The organism is Gordonia sp. J1A (genome assembly GCF_055393515.1).
Genome location: NZ_AP041607.1, coordinates 892,686 through 909,194 on the forward strand (window position 1 = coordinate 892,686; position 16,509 = coordinate 909,194).

Sequence of the window (16,509 nt, forward strand, 5' to 3'; positions counted from 1 at the left end):
GGGGCACAATGGATGTACATATGACTGAACTGACCAAAGAATCTGCATTGGACGAATCCGCCGACGACCGGTCCGCCGAGGAGGTCCCGGGGCTCTCGGAGCGTGGACGCCCGGGCGAACCCACGGTGGGCGAACTCCAGCTCGACGAGCGTGCCTCGCTGCAACGCGTCGTCGGCCTGTCGACCGAACTCGAGGACGTCACCGAGGTCGAGTACCGCCGCCTCCGGTTGGAGCAGGTCGTCCTCGTGGGCGTCTGGACCACCGGGAGCGTCGCCGCGGCCCGCGCCAGCATGGCCGAACTCGCCGCGCTCGCCGAGACTGCCGGATCGCAGGTGCTCGACGCCCTGATCCAGCGCCGTGGCAAACCTGATCCGGCCACCTATCTCGGCTCCGGCAAGGCCGAGGAACTCCGCGAAGTGGTGGTCGCCAGCGGAGCCGACACCGTGATCTGCGACGGTGAGCTGACTCCCGCCCAGCTGACGGCGCTGGAGAAGGTCGTCAAGGTGAAGGTGATCGACCGCACCGCGCTCATCCTCGACATCTTCGCCCAGCACGCCACCTCGCGTGAGGGCAAGGCGCAGGTGGCGCTGGCGCAGATGGAGTACATGCTTCCCCGGCTGCGCGGCTGGGGCGAGTCGATGTCGCGCCAGGCAGGTGGCCGCGCCGGCAGCAACGGCGGCGTGGGCCTGCGTGGCCCCGGTGAGACGAAGATCGAAACCGACCGCAGGCGGATCCGCGAGCGAATGGCCAAGCTGCGCAAGGAGATTCGCGGGATGAAGACGGCTCGGACGGTGAAGCGCGCGGCGCGCCGCCGGGGCGGTGTACCGGCCCTGACGGTGGTCGGCTACACCAATGCCGGCAAGTCGAGCCTGGTGAACGCGATGACCGGCTCGGGAGTCCTCGTGCAGGACGCACTGTTCGCGACGCTCGATCCGACCACCCGCCGCGCGCAGCTCGCCGACGGGCACGAGGTGGTCTTCACCGACACCGTCGGCTTCGTCCGGCATCTGCCCACCCAGCTGGTCGAGGCGTTCCGGTCGACACTGGAGGAGGCCGTCGACGCCGATCTGCTCGTCCACGTGGTGGACGGGTCAGACCCGTTCCCGGCCAACCAGATCTCGGCCGTCCGCCAGGTGTTGGGGGAGGTGCTCGCCGAAGAGGACCGCCCCGCGCCGCCGGAGATGCTGGTCGTCAACAAGATCGACGCCGTCGACGGCGTGACCATGACGGCGCTGCGGGCCGAGTATCCGGATGCGCAGTTCGTCTCGGCCCGGACCGGTGAGGGGCTCGACGGGCTCTTCGCCGCGATCACCGACTTCCTGCAGCGAGACGATGTGGACGCCGTCCTGCAGGTGCCGTTCGCCCGCGGAGAGGTGATCTCCCGGCTCCACCAGCACGCGCACGTGCTCGACACGGAGCACAACGCCGAAGGCACCCGCCTGCATGTGCGGATGCCTTCTGCGCTCGCGGCCGAGTACAGCGATCTGACCGTCGCCTGACGGTCTCGCCCGGCTACTCGGCGTCGAGATCCTTGGCGACCAGTGCCGCGATCTGATCGACCGCGGCCTGGTCGTCGCTTTCGACGGTGACCGAGGCGCCCTTCTCCGCGCCGAGGGTCATGATCATCAGCGCGCTGCCCGCGTCGACCGGATCACCGCCGGCGGCGAGCGTCACCGGGACGCCGAGAGCGGTGGCCGCGTCGGCGATGATGGCGGCGGGACGAGCGTGCAGACCGACGGCCGATCCGACGGTGACGGTGGTGCTGGGCATGGACGTGCCTTTCTTTCGGTGTGACGGCCCGAGCTGCGTGCTCGGGCCCGGGTGTTTCAGGCGGCCTCGGCGGGGATCGGCGTGCGCTCCCGGCTGGGCTGGTACTGCTTGGCGGCGAGGACGGCGACGGCGGAGACGATCACGCCCGCCACGATAGCGATCAGGAACTTCCACCACGTGCCGTTCATCGCGAAGAGGACGAACACGCCCCCGTGGGGTGCCCGGCACTGGACGCTCAACGCCATCGACAGCGCTCCGGTGACCGCACCGCCCAGCATCATGGACGGGATCACGCGGAACGGATCGGCGGCGGCGAACGGGATCGCGCCCTCGGAGATGAACGACGCGCCCAGCAGCCAGGCGGCCTTGCCGTTCTCGCGCTCCGGTTCGGTGAACGTCGACGGTCGGAGGGTGGTCGCCAGCGCCATCGCCAGCGGCGGAACCATGCCTGCGGCCATCACCGCGGCCATGATCTCCCACTGTGCGACGCCCGCGCCGGCGAGTCCGAGGCCGGCGACGCCGAAGGCGTACGCCGCCTTGTTGACCGGTCCGCCCAGATCGAAGCACATCATCAGGCCGATCACGATGCCGAGGATCACCTTGGAACTGCCGGACATCGAGTTGAGCCAGTCCTCGAGCGAGGTGTTGATCCACGACAGCGGACGGGCCAGCAGAGCGAACATGATGAAGCCGGTGACGAGCGTGCCCACCAGCGGAATGATGACGACCGGTTGCAGTCCGCGCGCCCACTGGGGCAGCGGCAGCCGGGAGAGCCAGAGGGCGACGACGCCGGCCAGCAGACCGCCGACGAGACCGCCGATGAAGCCGGCGTTCACGGCGACGGCGATCAGACCCGCGGTGAATCCGGGAGCGAGACCGGGCCGGTCGGCGATCGCGTAGGCGATGTAGCCGGCCAGGACCGCCACCATGAGCCCGATCGCCAGATTGCCGATCGCGAAACTCACTCCGCCGAGATACTGCATGAGCCCGCCCGGCGGCAGATCCCAGAGACTGTAGTGCAGTGCGTAGTACAGTCCGTCCGAGGTGCCCTCCTGCACCGTCGAACTGCCGATCTCGTAGCCGGCCAGCAGGAAGCCGAGCGCCATCAGCAGACCGCCCGCGGCGACGAACGGGATCATGTAGCTGACACCGGTCAGCAGAGCCTGCTTGAGCTGACCTCCGATGCCCACCCGCGAGGCCGCGGGCGCCTGCGCGCCGGCGTTCGCGTCCCCGGCGACGGTGGCGGCCCGGGGATCTCGCGCCGTGCGGACCGCCTCGGCGATCATCGCATCGGGTTCGTTGATCGCGCGTTTGACGCCGGAGGCGACCACCGGCTTGCCGACGAACCGGTCGCGGCCCTTGACGCCCACATCCGTCGCGAAGACCACCACGTCCGCGGCAGCGATCACATCGGGGGCGAAGGGCGTCGAACCGGTCGACCCCTGGGTCTCCACCGCGAACTCCACGCCGGCGCGTTCGGCGGCGAGCTTGAGGGCGTCGGCGGCCATGTAGGTGTGCGCGATCCCGGTGGGGCACGCGGTGACGGCGACGATCCGAGTGGTCCCGGGCTCGGCCGCTGGGGATTCGGTTGCCGGGGTCTCAGTTGCCGGGGTCGCTGCGGGGGTCGCTGCGGCCGGGGCAGGGGCCGGCTTGCCCTCGACGGCCTCGTTGACCAGATCGACGACGGCGGCGGCGTCGGGCGCCGCGCGCAGGGCGGCGACGAAGTCGGGCCGCACGAGGGCGCGCGCCAGCGAACTGAGCACCTTCATGTGCTCGCCGGCGGCTCCCTCCGGTGCCGCGATCAGGAAGACGATGTCGGCGGGCCCGTCCGGAGCACCGAATTCTGCCTTTCGCGTCAGGCGTGCCATGGCGAGGGTGGCGGTGGTGACGGAGGCGACGCGTGCGTGCGGGATCGCGATGCCTCCGGGAAGCCCGGTCGCGGATTTGCGTTCGCGTGCCATAGCGGCCTCGGCGAGCTCGGCCGGGTCGGTGCAGCGGCCGGCGTTTGCGACCAGACCGGCGAGCGCGGCGATGACACTGTCCGCATCAGCGCCGGCGTCACCGTCGAGCAGGACCAGCTCCGGCGTGATGATCTGTTGGGACATGATGGCTCCCTCGGTGATTCTGGGGGGTCGGGATTCTGGGGGTCGGGGATTCGGGGACTCGGGGATTCTGGGTGTCGGGGTTCTTCGCGGACGGATCAGGACAGCCGGGAGACAGACACACCCGCTTCGTCGAGCAGATCCGGAGTGGGCGGCGTGGTGCCCGGCAGTGCTGCGGCCGCCGAGCCGTGAGCGACGGCACTGCGCAGGAGCCCGGCCTCGTCGGCACCGCGCAGGTGCGCGATCAGATAACCGGCGAGTGAGGCGTCGCCCGCGCCGACGGTGCTGCGGACCGCGACAGCCGGCGCGGTGGCGAACCATATGCCGTCCGGGGTGGTCAGGAGGGCGCCGGCCGCGCCCAGCGTGGTCAGCACCGTCCCGCCGGTCCGGTCGGCGAGTGTTCGGGAGGCGGCCGCTGCGACGCTGGGATCACCCTGCGCCGCAGACCTCTCCATGCCGGCCGGATCGTCGCCGGTGAGTTCGGCGAGCTCATCGGAGTTCGGCTTCAGCAGTGCCGGACGGGCGGCGGCCACCGCGGCCAGGGGTGCACCGGACGTGTCGACGGCCACCCGACAGTGCAGCGACGCCGTCGCGGCGAGTACCTGCGCGTACCAGTCCTCGGGGAGGCCGGGCGGCAGCGAGCCGCACAGAGCGAGCCAGTCCGCTCCCTCGGCACGGGCCAGGATCGTGGTGCGCAGCGCGGCCCCGGCCTCGGCGGAGACGGCCGTTCCGGCGTCGTTGATCTTGGTGGTGGTGCCGTCCGGTTCGGCCACGGTCAGGTTGGTCCGGACCGTCCCGTCCGCCGACACCGCCTGGTGCGGAAGGGCCACGGCGCGCAGGCTGTCGATGAACGGGTCGTCGGCGCGGGCGGGCAGGACGGCCAGTGTGGGAAGGCCGGCAGCCCGCACCACCCGTGCGACGTTGATTCCCTTGCCGCCCGGTTGGTCGACGACGCGGGCCGCACGGTGCACCTCGCCCCGCCGGAGCGGTCCGGCGAGCTCGATCGTACGGTCGGTGCTCGGATTGGCGGTGACGGTGACGATCATGCGATCACCACCTCGATCTCGTGGGCGCGCAGTTCGTCGGCGAAGGCCGAGTCGATCCCGGCGTCGGTCACGAGGACATCGACGTCCTCCAGGGTTCCGAAGCTCATCAGTTCCTCCCGGTTGATCTTGGACGAGTCGGCGAGGACCACCGTCGTCGTGCAGGCCGCGATCATGGCGCGTTTGGTGGCGGCCTCGTCGGCGTCGGGTGTCGACAGACCGTGCTCGAGCGACAGACCGTTGGTGCCGAGGAAGCCGACCGACGCACGGATGCGCGAGAGTCGCTCGATCGCGTCGGCGCCGACGGAGGCACCGGTCTTGGGCCGGAGTCTGCCGCCGGTCAGCAGCACCCCGGAGCCGGGCAACTCCGCCACCACCTCGGCGATCTGCACGCTGTTGGTGACGCAGGTCAAGCGGGCGTCGGCGGGGATGGACAGAGCCAACTGCAGAGTGGTGGTCCCGGCGTCGATCACGATGGAACCGCCGTCGGCGGGCAGGAATGCCAGCGCAGCGGCACCGATGGCGCTCTTCTCGCCTCGGTGGGTCTCCTCCCGAACCACCAGATCGGGTTCGTCGACCACTGCGGCGACGTCGAGGCGTACGGCTCCGCCGTGGACGCGCACCAGATGGCCGCTGCGAGCGAGAATAGCCAGGTCGCGGCGCACGGTCTCGCCGGTCACGGAGAAGCGCGCGGCGAGATCGGCTACGGAGACGCGGCCGCGCAGGCGGACCTCGTTCGCGATCGCCGACTGGCGTTCCTCCGCGTACATCTGCTCTCCCGACTGTCCGATCTCATGCAACGATGGGGATCGTGCAAAGATGTGGATCTGTGTTGATTTGGTTGGTTACACATCTTTGTTTACATGGGTACGTGTTGACACGTCAAGGACTTTCTGTAATCTCTCTCACATGACCGAGGTGACTTCTCCCGTGCCTGCCGAGAACCCGTTCCGCGCCGACGTCATCGTCTCCGGTACTCCGGTGGTCGGTGGCCTCGCGTACGGACCGATCATCAGACCCGCACCGCGACCCGGCTTCGACGCCATCGATGACTCTCCCGTTCCGGAGGAGCTCCGCGACGCAGAGATGGAGCGTTTCACCGCCGCCGCCGGAGTGGTGGCCGACCGGCTGGCCGACCGGGCCTCCCACAGCACCGGCGTCGCGGCCGAGGTCCTGACTGCCACGGCCGGTCTCGCGCGCGATCGCGGGTGGGCGACGGCCGCGGGCAAGTCGATTGCGCAGGGCGTTCGAGCGCCGCTCGCCGCGATTGCGGCCACCGAGCAGTTCGTGGAGATGTTCACCAAGCTCGGCGGCCTCATGGCTGAACGGGTCACCGATCTGTTGGACGTCCGAGACCGCGTCGTCGCCGAACTCCTCGGGCTCTCGGAGCCGGGCATCCCCGTGCCGGACGTACCGTCGATTCTGCTCGCCGACGACCTCGCGCCCGCCGACACCGCGGGTCTGGACCCGGCACGCGTCATCGGGCTGGGCATGCGGCTCGGCGGCCCCAGCAGCCACACGGCGATCATTGCTCGCCAACTCGGTATTCCGTGCGTGGTCGCCGCCGCTGAACTCGATGAGATCCCCTCCGGAGCCATGGGCTACGTGGACGGGGACGCGGGAACGGTGGGGGCCGCCCCGGACGCCGGACTCATCTCGGACGCCGTGACGGCCGCGGCGACGCGGGCAGCCGAGACGGCGGCCTGGCGTGGGCCGGGCCGCACGGCGGACGGGCACGCGGTCGCGATCCTGGCCAACGTGGCCGACGGCGTGTCCGCTCGGTCGGCGGCGCAGGCGCCGGTGGAGGGCGTCGGACTGTTCCGAACCGAACTGGCCTTCCTGGACCGCGCGGCCGAGCCCACCGTCGCCCAGCAGGTAGAGCTCTACCGGGAGGTGATCGACGCCTTTCCCGGGCGCAAGGTGGTGATCCGCACCCTCGACGCGGGCTCGGACAAGCCACTGAAGTTCGTCGCCCACTCCGACGAGCCGAATCCGGCGATGGGAGTCCGCGGCAACCGCATCGTGCAGACGTATCCGGACATCCGCAACAACCAGCTCGATGCGCTGGCGGAGGCGGCGCGCGACGACGGCCGTGCGACGCCGTGGGTGATGGCACCGATGATCGCCACGGTCGACGAGGCGCGCGAATTCGCCGCGCGGGTTCGGGAACGCGGTCTGGTGCCGGGGGTGATGATCGAGGTGCCGTCGGCGGCGATCCTCGCCGACGCGATCCTCGCCGAAGTGGACTTCGTCTCGATCGGCACCAACGACCTGACCCAGTACACGATGGCGGCGGACCGGATGTCGCCGGAGCTGGCGGCGCTCACCGACCCGTGGCAGCCGGCGGTACTCGCGCTGATACAGCGGGTCGGGGACGCCGGTCGGGACCAGGGCAAGCCCGTGGGCGTATGCGGCGAGGCGGCTGCCGATCCGTTGCTGGCATGTGTGCTGGTCGGGATGGGTGTGACGTCGTTGTCGTCCGCGCCTGCGGCGTCGGCCGCGGTGGGACTGAAGCTGGGTACCGTCACCATGGATCAGTGCCGCGATGCGGCGTCCGCCGCGATCGCCGCGACGAGTCCGTCACAGGCGCGCGAGGCGGTTCGCGCGGTTCTGGCCGGCGAGGTGTGATGTCCCGCTGAGGCCGGCCGGGCGCCTCAGATACGGCGCATCACCGTGACGACCTTGCCGAGGATGGCGGCGTCGTCGCCGGGGATGGGCTCGAAATGCTCGTTGTGCGGCATGAGCCAGACGTGACCGTCGGTGCGCTTGAAGGTCTTCACGGTGGCTTCGCCGTCGATCATCGCGGCGACGATGTCACCGTTCTCCGCCACGTTCTGCTGGCGCACGACCACCCAGTCGCCGTCGCAGATCGCCGCGTCGATCATCGATTCGCCGACCACGCGAAGCATGAACAGGGAACCGTCGCCGACCAGTTCGCGCGGCATCGGGAAGACCTCCTCCACGGCCTGTTCGGCGAGAATCGGTCCGCCGGCGGCGATCCGGCCGAGCACCGGAACGAAGGTCGGCGTGGGGAGTGACTCTCCGTCGGCCTCGGCACCGCCCGAGGGCGGTGTCCGCTGATCGTCCCGAACGTTCACCGCACGCGGACGGTGCGGATCGCGCTTGAGAAGGCCGCGGCGCTCGAGCGTGCGGAGCTGATGGGCCACCGACGACGTGGAGGTGAGTCCGACGGCCTCGCCGATCTCACGGATGCTCGGCGGGTAGCCGCGCTCGCGGACCGACTGACGGATGACCTCGAGCACCTCGCGCTGACGCTGGGTCAATGAGGCCTCGAGCGTCGCGGTGGAGAGCATCGGATCGGGCGTGTCGGTCACGGTCGGGCCTTTCGTCAGCTGTGTTCGATCGATGGTCCAAAGGCTAGTTGAGTAGGTCACAAAACTCAAACAATTGTTCGACGCGTGTCGGCGTTTGTCGGACCCCTCGTGTTAACTATCGAACAAGAGTTCTTCGAACACGCGATCGATTGGAGACGAGTCATGAGCACGAGGACGGCACCCGCCCCGACCGGACGCGCCACCGCTGTGCACTCCACTGCGTCGGCGATGACCTGCGACATCCCGGTGGTCCGTGGCTCGCTGGTCCGTGATCGGGGAGTACGCGGAGCGGGGCGAGGCGACTCGAGCGGAACGTGCTTCCCGACCGGCCGCCCCGAGCGGCGTCGCCCGGTCGCGGACCGGCGAGTGATGTTCGATGCGCCGCCGGCCGGCCGGACCGCGCTGTCGCCCGCGGTGTACCGCAGGCGCCGGTGGGCCGGGGCCGCGGTGGTCGGCGGCACCCTCGCCGGCATGGTGTGGCTGCTCGCCCTCGTCGGAGCGGGCTACCAGGATGCGGCGACGCCGGAGTCGCCGGCGGCGACGCACGTGGTGTACGTCCGGTCGGGGGAGTCGCTCACCGCGCTCGCTGAGCGGATCGCTCCGGAGTTGCCGTCCGCGGGCGTCATCGCCCAGCTGCGCGACCTGAACGGCCTCGAGACATCGGGACTGCATGTCGGACAAGCGCTTATCGCCCCGCAGTACGGCTGAGGCGGGCGGGTATTGTCATGGCATGCGCTGCCCGTTCTGCAAGAACGACGACACCCGTGTCGTCGACTCCCGAGTCGCCGACGACGGCCAGGTGATCCGTCGCCGCAGGTCGTGCAATGAATGCGGGCGGCGGTTCAGCACGGTCGAGACGGCTGTGCTGTCCGTGGTGAAGCGCAACGGCATCTCCGAGCCCTTCAGTCGCGAGAAGGTGATGCAGGGCGTGCGCCGCGCCTGCCAGGGCCGTCAGGTGGACGAGGACGCACTGGCGAAGCTTGCGGTGCAGGTGGAGGACACCGTGCGCTCGTCGGGTTCGGCCGAGATACCGAGCAATGAGGTCGGTCTCGCGATCCTCGGTCCGCTGCGCGACCTCGACGAGGTGGCCTATCTGCGGTTCGCCTCGGTCTACCGGTCGTTCGAGTCGGCCGACGACTTCCAGCGCGAGATCGATTCGCTGCGCCGCGACCGTCACTGACACTCACGGCACCGGCGCCACCGGTCCGAGCAGTCAGCCACCGCCCCGAGCAGTCAGCTGAACTTGTCGATCGCCTTGATTATCCGCTGCTCGGAGACTGGACCGTTGGTGCCGAGCTGCTGAGCGAACAGGCTCACGCGGAGTTCCTCCAGGCGCCACTGCACCAACTCGTTCAGCGCCTCGTGGCGTGCGGCCGGAAGCTGGGCGAGGCGCCTATTCCAGACCGCCACCACCCTGTCGATGGCGCCCATCGCCTCGTTGTCCCGGCCGGCGGCGGTGTTGAGGGACTCGAGGCGCAGCCGCGCGGCGGTCAGATAGCGCGGCAGCGAGCGCAGATGCTCCAATGCCGTCGCGCCGACGAAGCCGTCGAAGATCAGATCGTTGACCTGATCGGAGACGTCGTCGGCGGCGAGAGTCCCGGACCGGGCGTCGACGGCCCGGCGCACCGGGGAGTATTCGGCGAGCGCCGCGACGGCGGCGTCGAAGTACTCGGGTGCGCGCGACCGGATCACCGGCCCCAGCCGCGCCGAGAGCGCGCCGAAGTCACCGGGACTGCGCAGGGCGGCCAACTCCGGCTCCCGTGCCAGGGTGTCGGTGACCGCCCGTGCCGTGCAGTCGGCCAGCAACGCGTCCACGTCCGGATACGGGCTCTGGCTCAGCGCGAGCTTGGCCGGCGGCGGCAGAGTCGACGCCAGCTTGCGGCTGGGCGGCGCGATCGCGAGTCGCAGGAGTTCTCCGGCGGCGGCGGCGATGCCGGCGTCGCGCTCGGTGGAGGTGGCGGCCTTCGCGATGCGTACGCCCTGTCCCGGCACGGTCGCGAGCGTGGGATAGCGGGTGATCGTCTGTCCCGCAACGGTCGCCGTCTCGGAGTCGGCGAGGGTGCCCAGACCGTCGGCGGTCCATTCGCGGTGCAGGGGCGCACGGCGGTCGCGGTCGGCGTCGGCAGACAGGTCGGTGCGAAGCGCGGCGAGCCGGTCGCCGCGCGCGATGATCGCGCCGTCTGTGCCGGTGACGGCGAAGTGCATCCGCAGATGCGGGGGGAGTGCCGACGGATTGAAATCGCGCGGAGCCAGGGTGACCCCGCTGATCGACGACAGCTCGCGAGCCAGGCCGGTGAGCAGTGGCTCGCTGCGCACCGAGAGTCGGCTGAGAGCGAGTTCGGCGTACCGGGACGCCGGGGACATGGACTTGCGCAGGCCCTTGGGCAACGACTTGATCAGCTGCGTCGCGAGTTCGGCGCGCATCCCGGGTACGAGCCAGTCGAATCCGGTGTCTCGCACATGTGCCAGGAGCGGCTCGGGGATGATCGCGGTCACGCCGTCATCGGGTGCGCCGGGCTCGAAGTGGTAGCGGAGCTCCAGGCGGGTCTCGCCCTGCTGCCAGGCGGCCGGATAGTCGGCGGCCGTGGGGACGTCGTCTCCGAGCAAGTCCTCGGGCCGGAGGTTGAGCAGCGCCGGATCGGTGCGGCCCGCCTTCTTCCACCACGAGTCGAAATGCCGTGTCGACACCACGGTGGACGGTATGCGCGCCGCGTAGAACTCGAAGAGCTCGTCGTCGGAGATGCGCAGGTCCCTACGCCGCGCGCGATGTTCGGTCTCGGACGCGTCGCGGAGCAACTCGGCGTTGTGGGCGAAGAACGCATGACGGTTACGCCAGCGTCCGGCGACCAGTGCCTCCTGGATGAAGATCTCGCGCGAGGTCTTCGGGTCGATCGACCCGTAGTTCACGCGGCGCTGTGCCACCAGGGGAACTCCGTACAGGCTGACCTTCTCGTACGCCATCACCGCGCCGCGGCGGGTGGACCAGTGCGGCTCGGAGTAGGTGCGCGTCACCAGGTCGCCGGCCAACTCCTCGACCCAGGCCGGATCGATCGAGGCCACGGTGTGTGCGAACAGGCGCGAGGTCTCGACGAGTTCGGCGGCCACGACGAAGGCGGGCGGTTTGTTCGCGAGGAAGGATCCGGGGAAGATCGCGAACTTCGTGCCTCGGGTGCCCAGATAGTCGCGTGAGTCGCCTTGCCGCGCACCGATGTTGGTCAGCAGGCCGGAGAGCACGCTGCGATGAACGGCTGCCGGGTCCACCTCGGTGTCCGGGATCTGCCACTTGAGGTCGCTGACGGTGCGCCGCAGCTGCCGGTGCAGATCGATCCATTCGCGGATCCGCAGGAAGTGCAGGAACTCTCGCTCGCACATCTTGCGGAACTGGCTGCTTGAGAGTTCCGCGCGCCTGGCCGTCAGATACTCCCAGAGCTTGAGGTGCCCGAGGAACTCCGACCCCGGCACCGCGTGCCGGCGATGGGCGGCGGTGGCGGCCTCCCGCTTGTCGCTGGGGAACTCCCGAACGTCGGGCAGGGCCAGCGCCGCAGTGATGACGAGCAGGTGATCGAGGCAGCCGTTGTCGTGTCCGGCAACCAGCATCCGGCCCAACCTCGGGTCGACGGGCAGCCGCGCGAGCTGCTTGCCGATCTTGGTCAGCCGCGCGGACGCGGAATCGGTGCCGGTGACCGCTCCCAGTTCGGACAGCTGTGCCATGCCGTCGCGGACCGCTCGCGGGTCGGGCGCCTGCACGAACGGGAAGTCGTTGATGTCGCCCAGCCGCAGCGACAGCATCGACAGGATGACGGCGGCGAGATTGCTCCGCAGGATCTCCGGGTCGGTGTACTCCGGACGAGCGTCGAAATCGTCTTCCGAGTACAGGCGGATGCAGATGCCCGGCGCCACCCGGCCGCAGCGACCCGCGCGCTGACGGGCGCTGGCCTGTGAGACCCGTTCCACGGGAAGACGAGTCACCTTGGTGCGGGTCGAATAGCGGGAGATGCGAGCCGTACCCGCATCGATCACGTACCGGATGCCGGGAACGGTCAATGACGTCTCGGCGACATTCGTGGCCAGCACGATCCGCCGACCGTTGGACGGGGCGAACACCCGTTGCTGCTCACCGACCGACAGCCGGGCGAACAGCGGAACGATCTCGGCCTCGCTGCGTCGGCGGAGGGCATCGGCCGTGTCGCGGATGTCGCGCTCGGTCGGCAGGAACACCAGGATGTCGCCCGGGGCGTGCGACCACAGCTCGCCGACCGCCGCGTCGATCGCCGCGATCTGATCGAGGTCGTCGTGGTCGGAGTCGTCGCTCTCGCGCGGCCGATACCGGATCTCGACCGGGTACGTCCGCCCCGAGACCTCCAAGATCGGCACCGTGTCCGCGGTGGTGGCGAAATGCCGGGCGAAGCGGTCGGGCTCGATGGTCGCCGAGGTGATGATGAGCTTGAGATCCGGTCTGGTCGGCAGCAACTGCTTGAGATAGCCGAGCAGGAAGTCGATGTTGAGGCTGCGCTCGTGCGCCTCGTCGATGATGATCGTGTCGTAACCGGACAGCCGCGGATCCCGGCCGATCTCGCGCAGCAGGATGCCGTCGGTCATCACCTTGATGCGGGTGTCCTTGCCGACCTTGTCGGAGAAGCGCACCTGATACCCGACGGTCCCGCCGATCTCGGTGCCCAACTCGTCGGCGATCCGCCGGGCCACCGACGTCGCCGCGATCCGCCGAGGCTGCGTATGACCGATCGAGGTGCGGCCGAGTTCGAGGCAGATCTTCGGCAACTGGGTCGTCTTGCCCGAACCGGTCTCGCCCGCGATCACGACCACCTGGTGTGCGGAGACGGCCTCGGCGATCTCGTCGCGGCAGGCGCTGACCGGGAGTTCCGGCGGATAGGAGATCGTCAGGGCGGACAGGTCCGGAGACGGGATCGCGGAAGGCATGATGACATCGATTCTACGGTGGGCCACAATGCGGTGATGACACCCGGAACAGAGTCCTCCGCACGCGTCGTCTCCGCCGAGCGGATCGTCGCCGCACCGCGCAGCCGGATCTTCGAGCTCATCGCGGACCCCGCCCGTCAGCCCGAGTGGGACGGCAACGACAACCTCACCGCGGCCGAGCGAGGCCGGCGGGTGCGCCGCGTCGGCGACGTCTTCACCATGCGGCTCACCAAACCCGGTGCGGTGCGCGAGAATCACGTCGTCGAGTTCGACGAGGGAAGTCTCATCGCGTGGCTGCCGTCGGAGGTGGGGAAGAATCCGCCCGGCCATCTCTGGCGTTGGGAACTCTTCGAGCACGCCGACGGCACTCGTGTGGTGCACACGTACGACTGGACGGAACTGCACGACCCCAAGCGCGAAGCCCGCGCCAGGGCGACGACGAGCGAACGGCTGGCGTCGTCGATCGACCGTCTCGCCCGGCTCGCGGAGTCCGGCTGAGAGGGAAGCACAACCCGGGGTGAAGTGCGATATTCAAGGCATGGGTTCTCTCTGGCACGGCTTTGCAGACATGGGTGCGGTGACCGCGGACGGACCGTTCATCGTGACGCGCGGACGCGGGACGCGTGTCTACGACGACAGCGGCAGGGAATACATCGACGCCACCGCGGGTCTGTGGTTCGCCAACATCGGTCACGGTCGCACCGAGGTGGCCGACGCGGTGGCGCGGCAGCTGTCGACGCTCGCGCACTACTCGAACTTCGGCGACGTGGCGTCGGAGATCACCGTCGAACTCGCCGAGCGCATCGCCGCGATCGCGCCGGTACCGGGTTCGAAGGTGCTGTTCACCTCTGGCGGCAGTGATTCGGTCGAGTCGGCGGTCAAACTGGCGCGCCGGTACTGGGTAGAGCAGGGTGCGCCCGACAAGACGATCGTCGTCGGACGCAGCCGGGCGTATCACGGGATGCACGTCGCGGGCACTTCGCTCGCGGGCATAGACGCCAACGGCGAGGGCTACGGCGAGTTGATGTCCGACACCGAGACCGTCGCGTGGGATGACGCGAAGAGTCTCCTGGGGCTGGTCGAGCGGATCGGACCCGATCGCATCGCGGCCTTCATCGCCGAGCCGATCCTGGGCGCGGGCGGAGTGTATCCGCCGCCGGAGGGCTACCTGCGCGAAGTCCGCGAGATCTGCCGCGACCACGACGTGCTGTTCATCGCCGACGAGGTGGTCACCGGGTTCGGCCGTATCGGGGCCCGGGAGTGGTTCGCCTCCTCCCGATTCGGTCTCGATCCCGACATGATGACCACGGCCAAGGGACTCACCAGCGGGTATGTGCCGATGGGCGCATTGGTGGTCGCGCCGCGGGTGGCGGCGCCGTTCTTCGCCGGCGGCACGTGGTGGCGCCACGGATACACCTACGGCGGCCACGCCGCAGCGGCAGCGGCCGCACTGGTGAACCTCGACATCATCGAGCGCGAGGGACTGCTCGAGACGGCGAGCCGTCTCGAGTCCGACCTCGCCGCGGCGTTCGCGCCGCTCGCGGAGCTGTCTCAGGTCGGCGAGGTCCGCACCGGTCTGGGAGCGGTGACGGCGGTACAGCTCGCCGACCCGTCGAAGGGAGCGGCCGCCGTGACGAAGCTGCGCGAGCACGGTGTCAGCGGCCGGGTGGCCGGTCAGGGCGCACTGCAGATCTCGCCGGCGTTCATCATGACCGCGGACGAGGTGGGGGAGCTCGCCGATCGGGTGGCGAAAGCCGTGCGGGAGCTGTAGCCACCGATATCGACGGCCACCACATCGATACCCCGAAGTCGCCTCGGAAAACCCGTTGCGGCCGCTCCGGGCATCGGCGTAGCGTTCTGCTCGTCAACAGGGAAGGAGGTGGTCCGGGAAATGGTGAATTTCAGGACTGAGGAGGTGGCCGCCGCCTGACCGACTGACTGACGTCAGACGGCGGTTGCCCACCTGAAATGACGGCAGGCCCCGAGCACGTGAAGTTCACGCGCTCGGGGCCTGCCCGCATGTGGCCCGCAGTGGTGCGGGCGGCAGTCCGTCAGACTCCCGCGGCGGCGAGTGCCTCGGCGGAGGTGATCGCCTGGCCGACGCCGGCCACGATCGACGCGGCCTTGAGGGCCTCGAACACGACCTCGCGGTCCTGCCCGCCCTCACGGACGACGTTCTCGTGCGCGCCGACGCAGTGCTCGCAGCCGTTGATCGCCGACACCGCCAGCGACCAGAGCTCGAAGTTCACCTTGTCCACGCCCGGGTTGCCGATGATGTTCATCCGCAGACCGGGACGCAAGTCGTCGTACTTGCCGTCGAGGAAGCCGCGGCCGCGGTAGAACACGTTGTTCATGCCCATGATCGAGGCGGCGCCGAGGGCGGCGTTGTACGCCTCCGCCGACAGGTTGTCGGCGGCTTCGTCGGCGATCTCACGCAGCACGGTGGCGTTGCGGGTCGCCGCGGCGGTGGCCAGCAGCGTGCCCCACAGCTGCTCCTCGTTCAGCACCGTGGTGCGGCTGATCGAGGAGAGGTTCAGCTTGAGATCCTTGGCGTACTCGGGGAGTGCGTTCTTCAGGTTGTCGATGCTCATATCGCTCGATCCCTTCGAGTGTGAGGTGGCGTGGGAGATCCGGGAACGGCCGGAATCAGACGCCCGCGCTCATGAGCTCGCCCGCGTTGATGGTCGGGTCGCCCTTGCGCCAGTTGCAGGCGCACAGCTCGTCGGACTGCAGGGCGTCGAGCACGCGCAGGACCTCGTCGACGTTGCGGCCGACCGAGCCCGCGGTGACCGACACGAACTGGATCTCGTTGTTCGGGTCGATGATGAAGGTGGCGCGATCGGCGACGCCGTCGGCGTTGAGGACGCCGGTGGCCTCGACCAGCTCGCGCTTGAGGTCCGAGAGCATCGGGAAGGGGAGGGTCTTGAGGTCCTCGTGCTGGGCGCGCCACTGGAAGTGGACGAACTCCGAGTCGATCGAGGCGCCGAGCACCTGGGTGTCGCGGTCGGCGAACTCGTCGTTCAGCTTGCCGAAGGCGGCGATCTCGGTGGGGCAGACGAAGGTGAAGTCCTTCGGCCAGAAGAAGACGACGCGCCACTTGCCCGCGTGGTCGTCGCTGGTGACCGTGGTGAAGTAGTCGTCCGGCTGCTGCGCGTCGACCTTCGAGAGGTCGCCGCCGATGACGGCGGTGAGGTTGTAGGCCGGGAACTGGTCGCCGATGGTGAGCAGAGCCATGTGTGTACTCCTTCAATTCGGATTCATGTTGCGGGAGAGAAGATTCCGGCGGAGAAACGGTCGGTTTCCCGCCTGGAGTCCATTCTG

At 69.3% G+C, this 16,509-nt stretch carries 14 protein-coding genes; 6 read left to right on the forward strand and 8 right to left on the reverse strand.

Annotated features, from left to right (window positions below):
• Nucleotides 1-20: 20 nt before the first annotated feature.
• Complete coding sequence (gene hflX / locus ACZ5QD_RS04185; RefSeq protein ID WP_045540414.1) at nucleotides 21-1,499, forward strand: GTPase HflX; 1,479 nt, start codon at nucleotides 21-23, stop codon at nucleotides 1,497-1,499.
• 13 nt (nucleotides 1,500-1,512) lie between these two features.
• Here the strand turns inward: hflX and ACZ5QD_RS04190 are convergent, their stop codons facing one another.
• The 4 genes from ACZ5QD_RS04190 to ACZ5QD_RS04205 all read right to left on the reverse strand — a co-directional run bounded on the left by ACZ5QD_RS04190 (nucleotide 1,513) and on the right by ACZ5QD_RS04205 (nucleotide 5,685).
• On the reverse strand, nucleotides 1,513-1,770 hold the full coding sequence (locus ACZ5QD_RS04190; RefSeq protein WP_006896274.1) for an HPr family phosphocarrier protein: 258 nt from the start codon (nucleotides 1,768-1,770) through the stop codon (nucleotides 1,513-1,515).
• A gap of 56 nt (nucleotides 1,771-1,826) precedes the next feature.
• The gene (locus ACZ5QD_RS04195) at nucleotides 1,827-3,875 is read right to left on the reverse strand and encodes a PTS fructose transporter subunit IIABC (RefSeq protein ID WP_222111117.1); all 2,049 of its coding nucleotides are present in this window, start codon (nucleotides 3,873-3,875) and stop codon (nucleotides 1,827-1,829) included.
• Between the two features lie 95 nt (nucleotides 3,876-3,970).
• Entirely contained in the window at nucleotides 3,971-4,918 is a 948-nt protein-coding gene (locus tag ACZ5QD_RS04200; protein WP_222111116.1) for a 1-phosphofructokinase family hexose kinase, read from the reverse strand.
• Nucleotides 4,915-5,685, reverse strand: a complete 771-nt coding sequence (locus tag ACZ5QD_RS04205; protein ID WP_045540810.1) for a DeoR/GlpR family DNA-binding transcription regulator — start codon at nucleotides 5,683-5,685, stop codon at nucleotides 4,915-4,917. The genes ACZ5QD_RS04200 and ACZ5QD_RS04205 overlap by 4 nt, the downstream gene beginning before the upstream one ends.
• Nucleotides 5,686-5,824: 139 nt before the next feature.
• Between ACZ5QD_RS04205 and ACZ5QD_RS04210 the strand changes: the two genes are divergently transcribed.
• Nucleotides 5,825-7,543 (forward strand): putative PEP-binding protein, encoded by a 1,719-nt coding sequence (locus ACZ5QD_RS04210; protein WP_006896279.1) that lies wholly within the window; start codon nucleotides 5,825-5,827, stop codon nucleotides 7,541-7,543.
• A 26-nt stretch (nucleotides 7,544-7,569) separates the two neighbouring features.
• On the opposite strand, the gene lexA is transcribed toward ACZ5QD_RS04210, so the two are convergent.
• A complete protein-coding gene (gene lexA, locus ACZ5QD_RS04215; RefSeq protein WP_231650344.1) occupies nucleotides 7,570-8,229 on the reverse strand; it encodes a transcriptional repressor LexA in 660 nt (219 codons plus the stop codon).
• Nucleotides 8,230-8,412: 183 nt separating this feature from the next.
• Between lexA and ACZ5QD_RS04220 the strand changes: the two genes are divergently transcribed.
• Nucleotides 8,413-8,958, forward strand: a complete 546-nt coding sequence (locus ACZ5QD_RS04220) for a LysM peptidoglycan-binding domain-containing protein (protein WP_464367125.1) — start codon at nucleotides 8,413-8,415, stop codon at nucleotides 8,956-8,958.
• Nucleotides 8,959-8,980: 22 nt separating this feature from the next.
• Nucleotides 8,981-9,430: a transcriptional regulator NrdR gene (gene nrdR, locus ACZ5QD_RS04225; RefSeq protein ID WP_006896283.1), complete on the forward strand. Its 450-nt coding sequence runs from the start codon at nucleotides 8,981-8,983 to the stop codon at nucleotides 9,428-9,430.
• A 53-nt stretch (nucleotides 9,431-9,483) separates the two neighbouring features.
• Here nrdR and hrpA read toward each other — a convergent pair whose 3' ends face one another.
• The gene (gene hrpA, locus ACZ5QD_RS04230) at nucleotides 9,484-13,188 is read right to left on the reverse strand and encodes an ATP-dependent RNA helicase HrpA (RefSeq protein WP_464367126.1); all 3,705 of its coding nucleotides are present in this window, start codon (nucleotides 13,186-13,188) and stop codon (nucleotides 9,484-9,486) included.
• A gap of 36 nt (nucleotides 13,189-13,224) precedes the next feature.
• Between hrpA and ACZ5QD_RS04235 the strand changes: the two genes are divergently transcribed.
• Together ACZ5QD_RS04235 and ACZ5QD_RS04240 are read left to right on the forward strand one after the other, a co-directional pair.
• Nucleotides 13,225-13,686, forward strand: a complete 462-nt coding sequence (locus ACZ5QD_RS04235; protein WP_464367127.1) for an SRPBCC family protein — start codon at nucleotides 13,225-13,227, stop codon at nucleotides 13,684-13,686.
• Between the two features lie 40 nt (nucleotides 13,687-13,726).
• Nucleotides 13,727-14,959 carry an aminotransferase family protein gene (locus ACZ5QD_RS04240; RefSeq protein WP_464367128.1) on the forward strand — a complete coding sequence of 411 codons (1,233 nt, stop codon included), beginning with the start codon at nucleotides 13,727-13,729 and terminating at the stop codon, nucleotides 14,957-14,959.
• Nucleotides 14,960-15,239: 280 nt separating this feature from the next.
• Here the strand turns inward: ACZ5QD_RS04240 and ahpD are convergent, their stop codons facing one another.
• Both ahpD and ACZ5QD_RS04250 read right to left on the reverse strand, forming a co-directional pair.
• Nucleotides 15,240-15,779 (reverse strand): carboxymuconolactone decarboxylase family protein, encoded by a 540-nt coding sequence (gene ahpD, locus ACZ5QD_RS04245; RefSeq protein ID WP_006896287.1) that lies wholly within the window; start codon nucleotides 15,777-15,779, stop codon nucleotides 15,240-15,242.
• A gap of 55 nt (nucleotides 15,780-15,834) precedes the next feature.
• Complete coding sequence (locus ACZ5QD_RS04250; protein WP_006896288.1) at nucleotides 15,835-16,422, reverse strand: peroxiredoxin; 588 nt, start codon at nucleotides 16,420-16,422, stop codon at nucleotides 15,835-15,837.
• Nucleotides 16,423-16,509: the final 87 nt, after the last annotated feature.

Excerpts from the sequence above, each read along its gene's own strand:
- ACZ5QD_RS04220 (WP_464367125.1), top strand. The coding sequence starts at position 8,413 with ATGAGCACGAGGACGGCACCCGCCCCGACCGGACGCGCCACCGCTGTG.
- ACZ5QD_RS04240 (WP_464367128.1), top strand. The coding sequence starts at position 13,727 with ATGGGTTCTCTCTGGCACGGCTTTGCAGACATGGGTGCGGTGACCGCG.
- ACZ5QD_RS04205 (WP_045540810.1), bottom strand. The coding sequence starts at position 5,685 with ATGTACGCGGAGGAACGCCAGTCGGCGATCGCGAACGAGGTCCGCCTG.
- ACZ5QD_RS04190 (WP_006896274.1), bottom strand. The coding sequence starts at position 1,770 with ATGCCCAGCACCACCGTCACCGTCGGATCGGCCGTCGGTCTGCACGCT.
- ACZ5QD_RS04235 (WP_464367127.1), top strand. The coding sequence starts at position 13,225 with ATGACACCCGGAACAGAGTCCTCCGCACGCGTCGTCTCCGCCGAGCGG.
- hflX (WP_045540414.1), top strand. The coding sequence starts at position 21 with ATGACTGAACTGACCAAAGAATCTGCATTGGACGAATCCGCCGACGAC.
- ACZ5QD_RS04195 (WP_222111117.1), bottom strand. The coding sequence starts at position 3,875 with ATGTCCCAACAGATCATCACGCCGGAGCTGGTCCTGCTCGACGGTGAC.
- ACZ5QD_RS04210 (WP_006896279.1), top strand. The coding sequence starts at position 5,825 with ATGACCGAGGTGACTTCTCCCGTGCCTGCCGAGAACCCGTTCCGCGCC.
- ACZ5QD_RS04200 (WP_222111116.1), bottom strand. The coding sequence starts at position 4,918 with ATGATCGTCACCGTCACCGCCAATCCGAGCACCGACCGTACGATCGAG.
- ahpD (WP_006896287.1), bottom strand. The coding sequence starts at position 15,779 with ATGAGCATCGACAACCTGAAGAACGCACTCCCCGAGTACGCCAAGGAT.
- lexA (WP_231650344.1), bottom strand. The coding sequence starts at position 8,229 with ATGCTCTCCACCGCGACGCTCGAGGCCTCATTGACCCAGCGTCAGCGC.
- ACZ5QD_RS04250 (WP_006896288.1), bottom strand. The coding sequence starts at position 16,422 with ATGGCTCTGCTCACCATCGGCGACCAGTTCCCGGCCTACAACCTCACC.
- nrdR (WP_006896283.1), top strand. The coding sequence starts at position 8,981 with ATGCGCTGCCCGTTCTGCAAGAACGACGACACCCGTGTCGTCGACTCC.
- hrpA (WP_464367126.1), bottom strand. The coding sequence starts at position 13,188 with ATGCCTTCCGCGATCCCGTCTCCGGACCTGTCCGCCCTGACGATCTCC.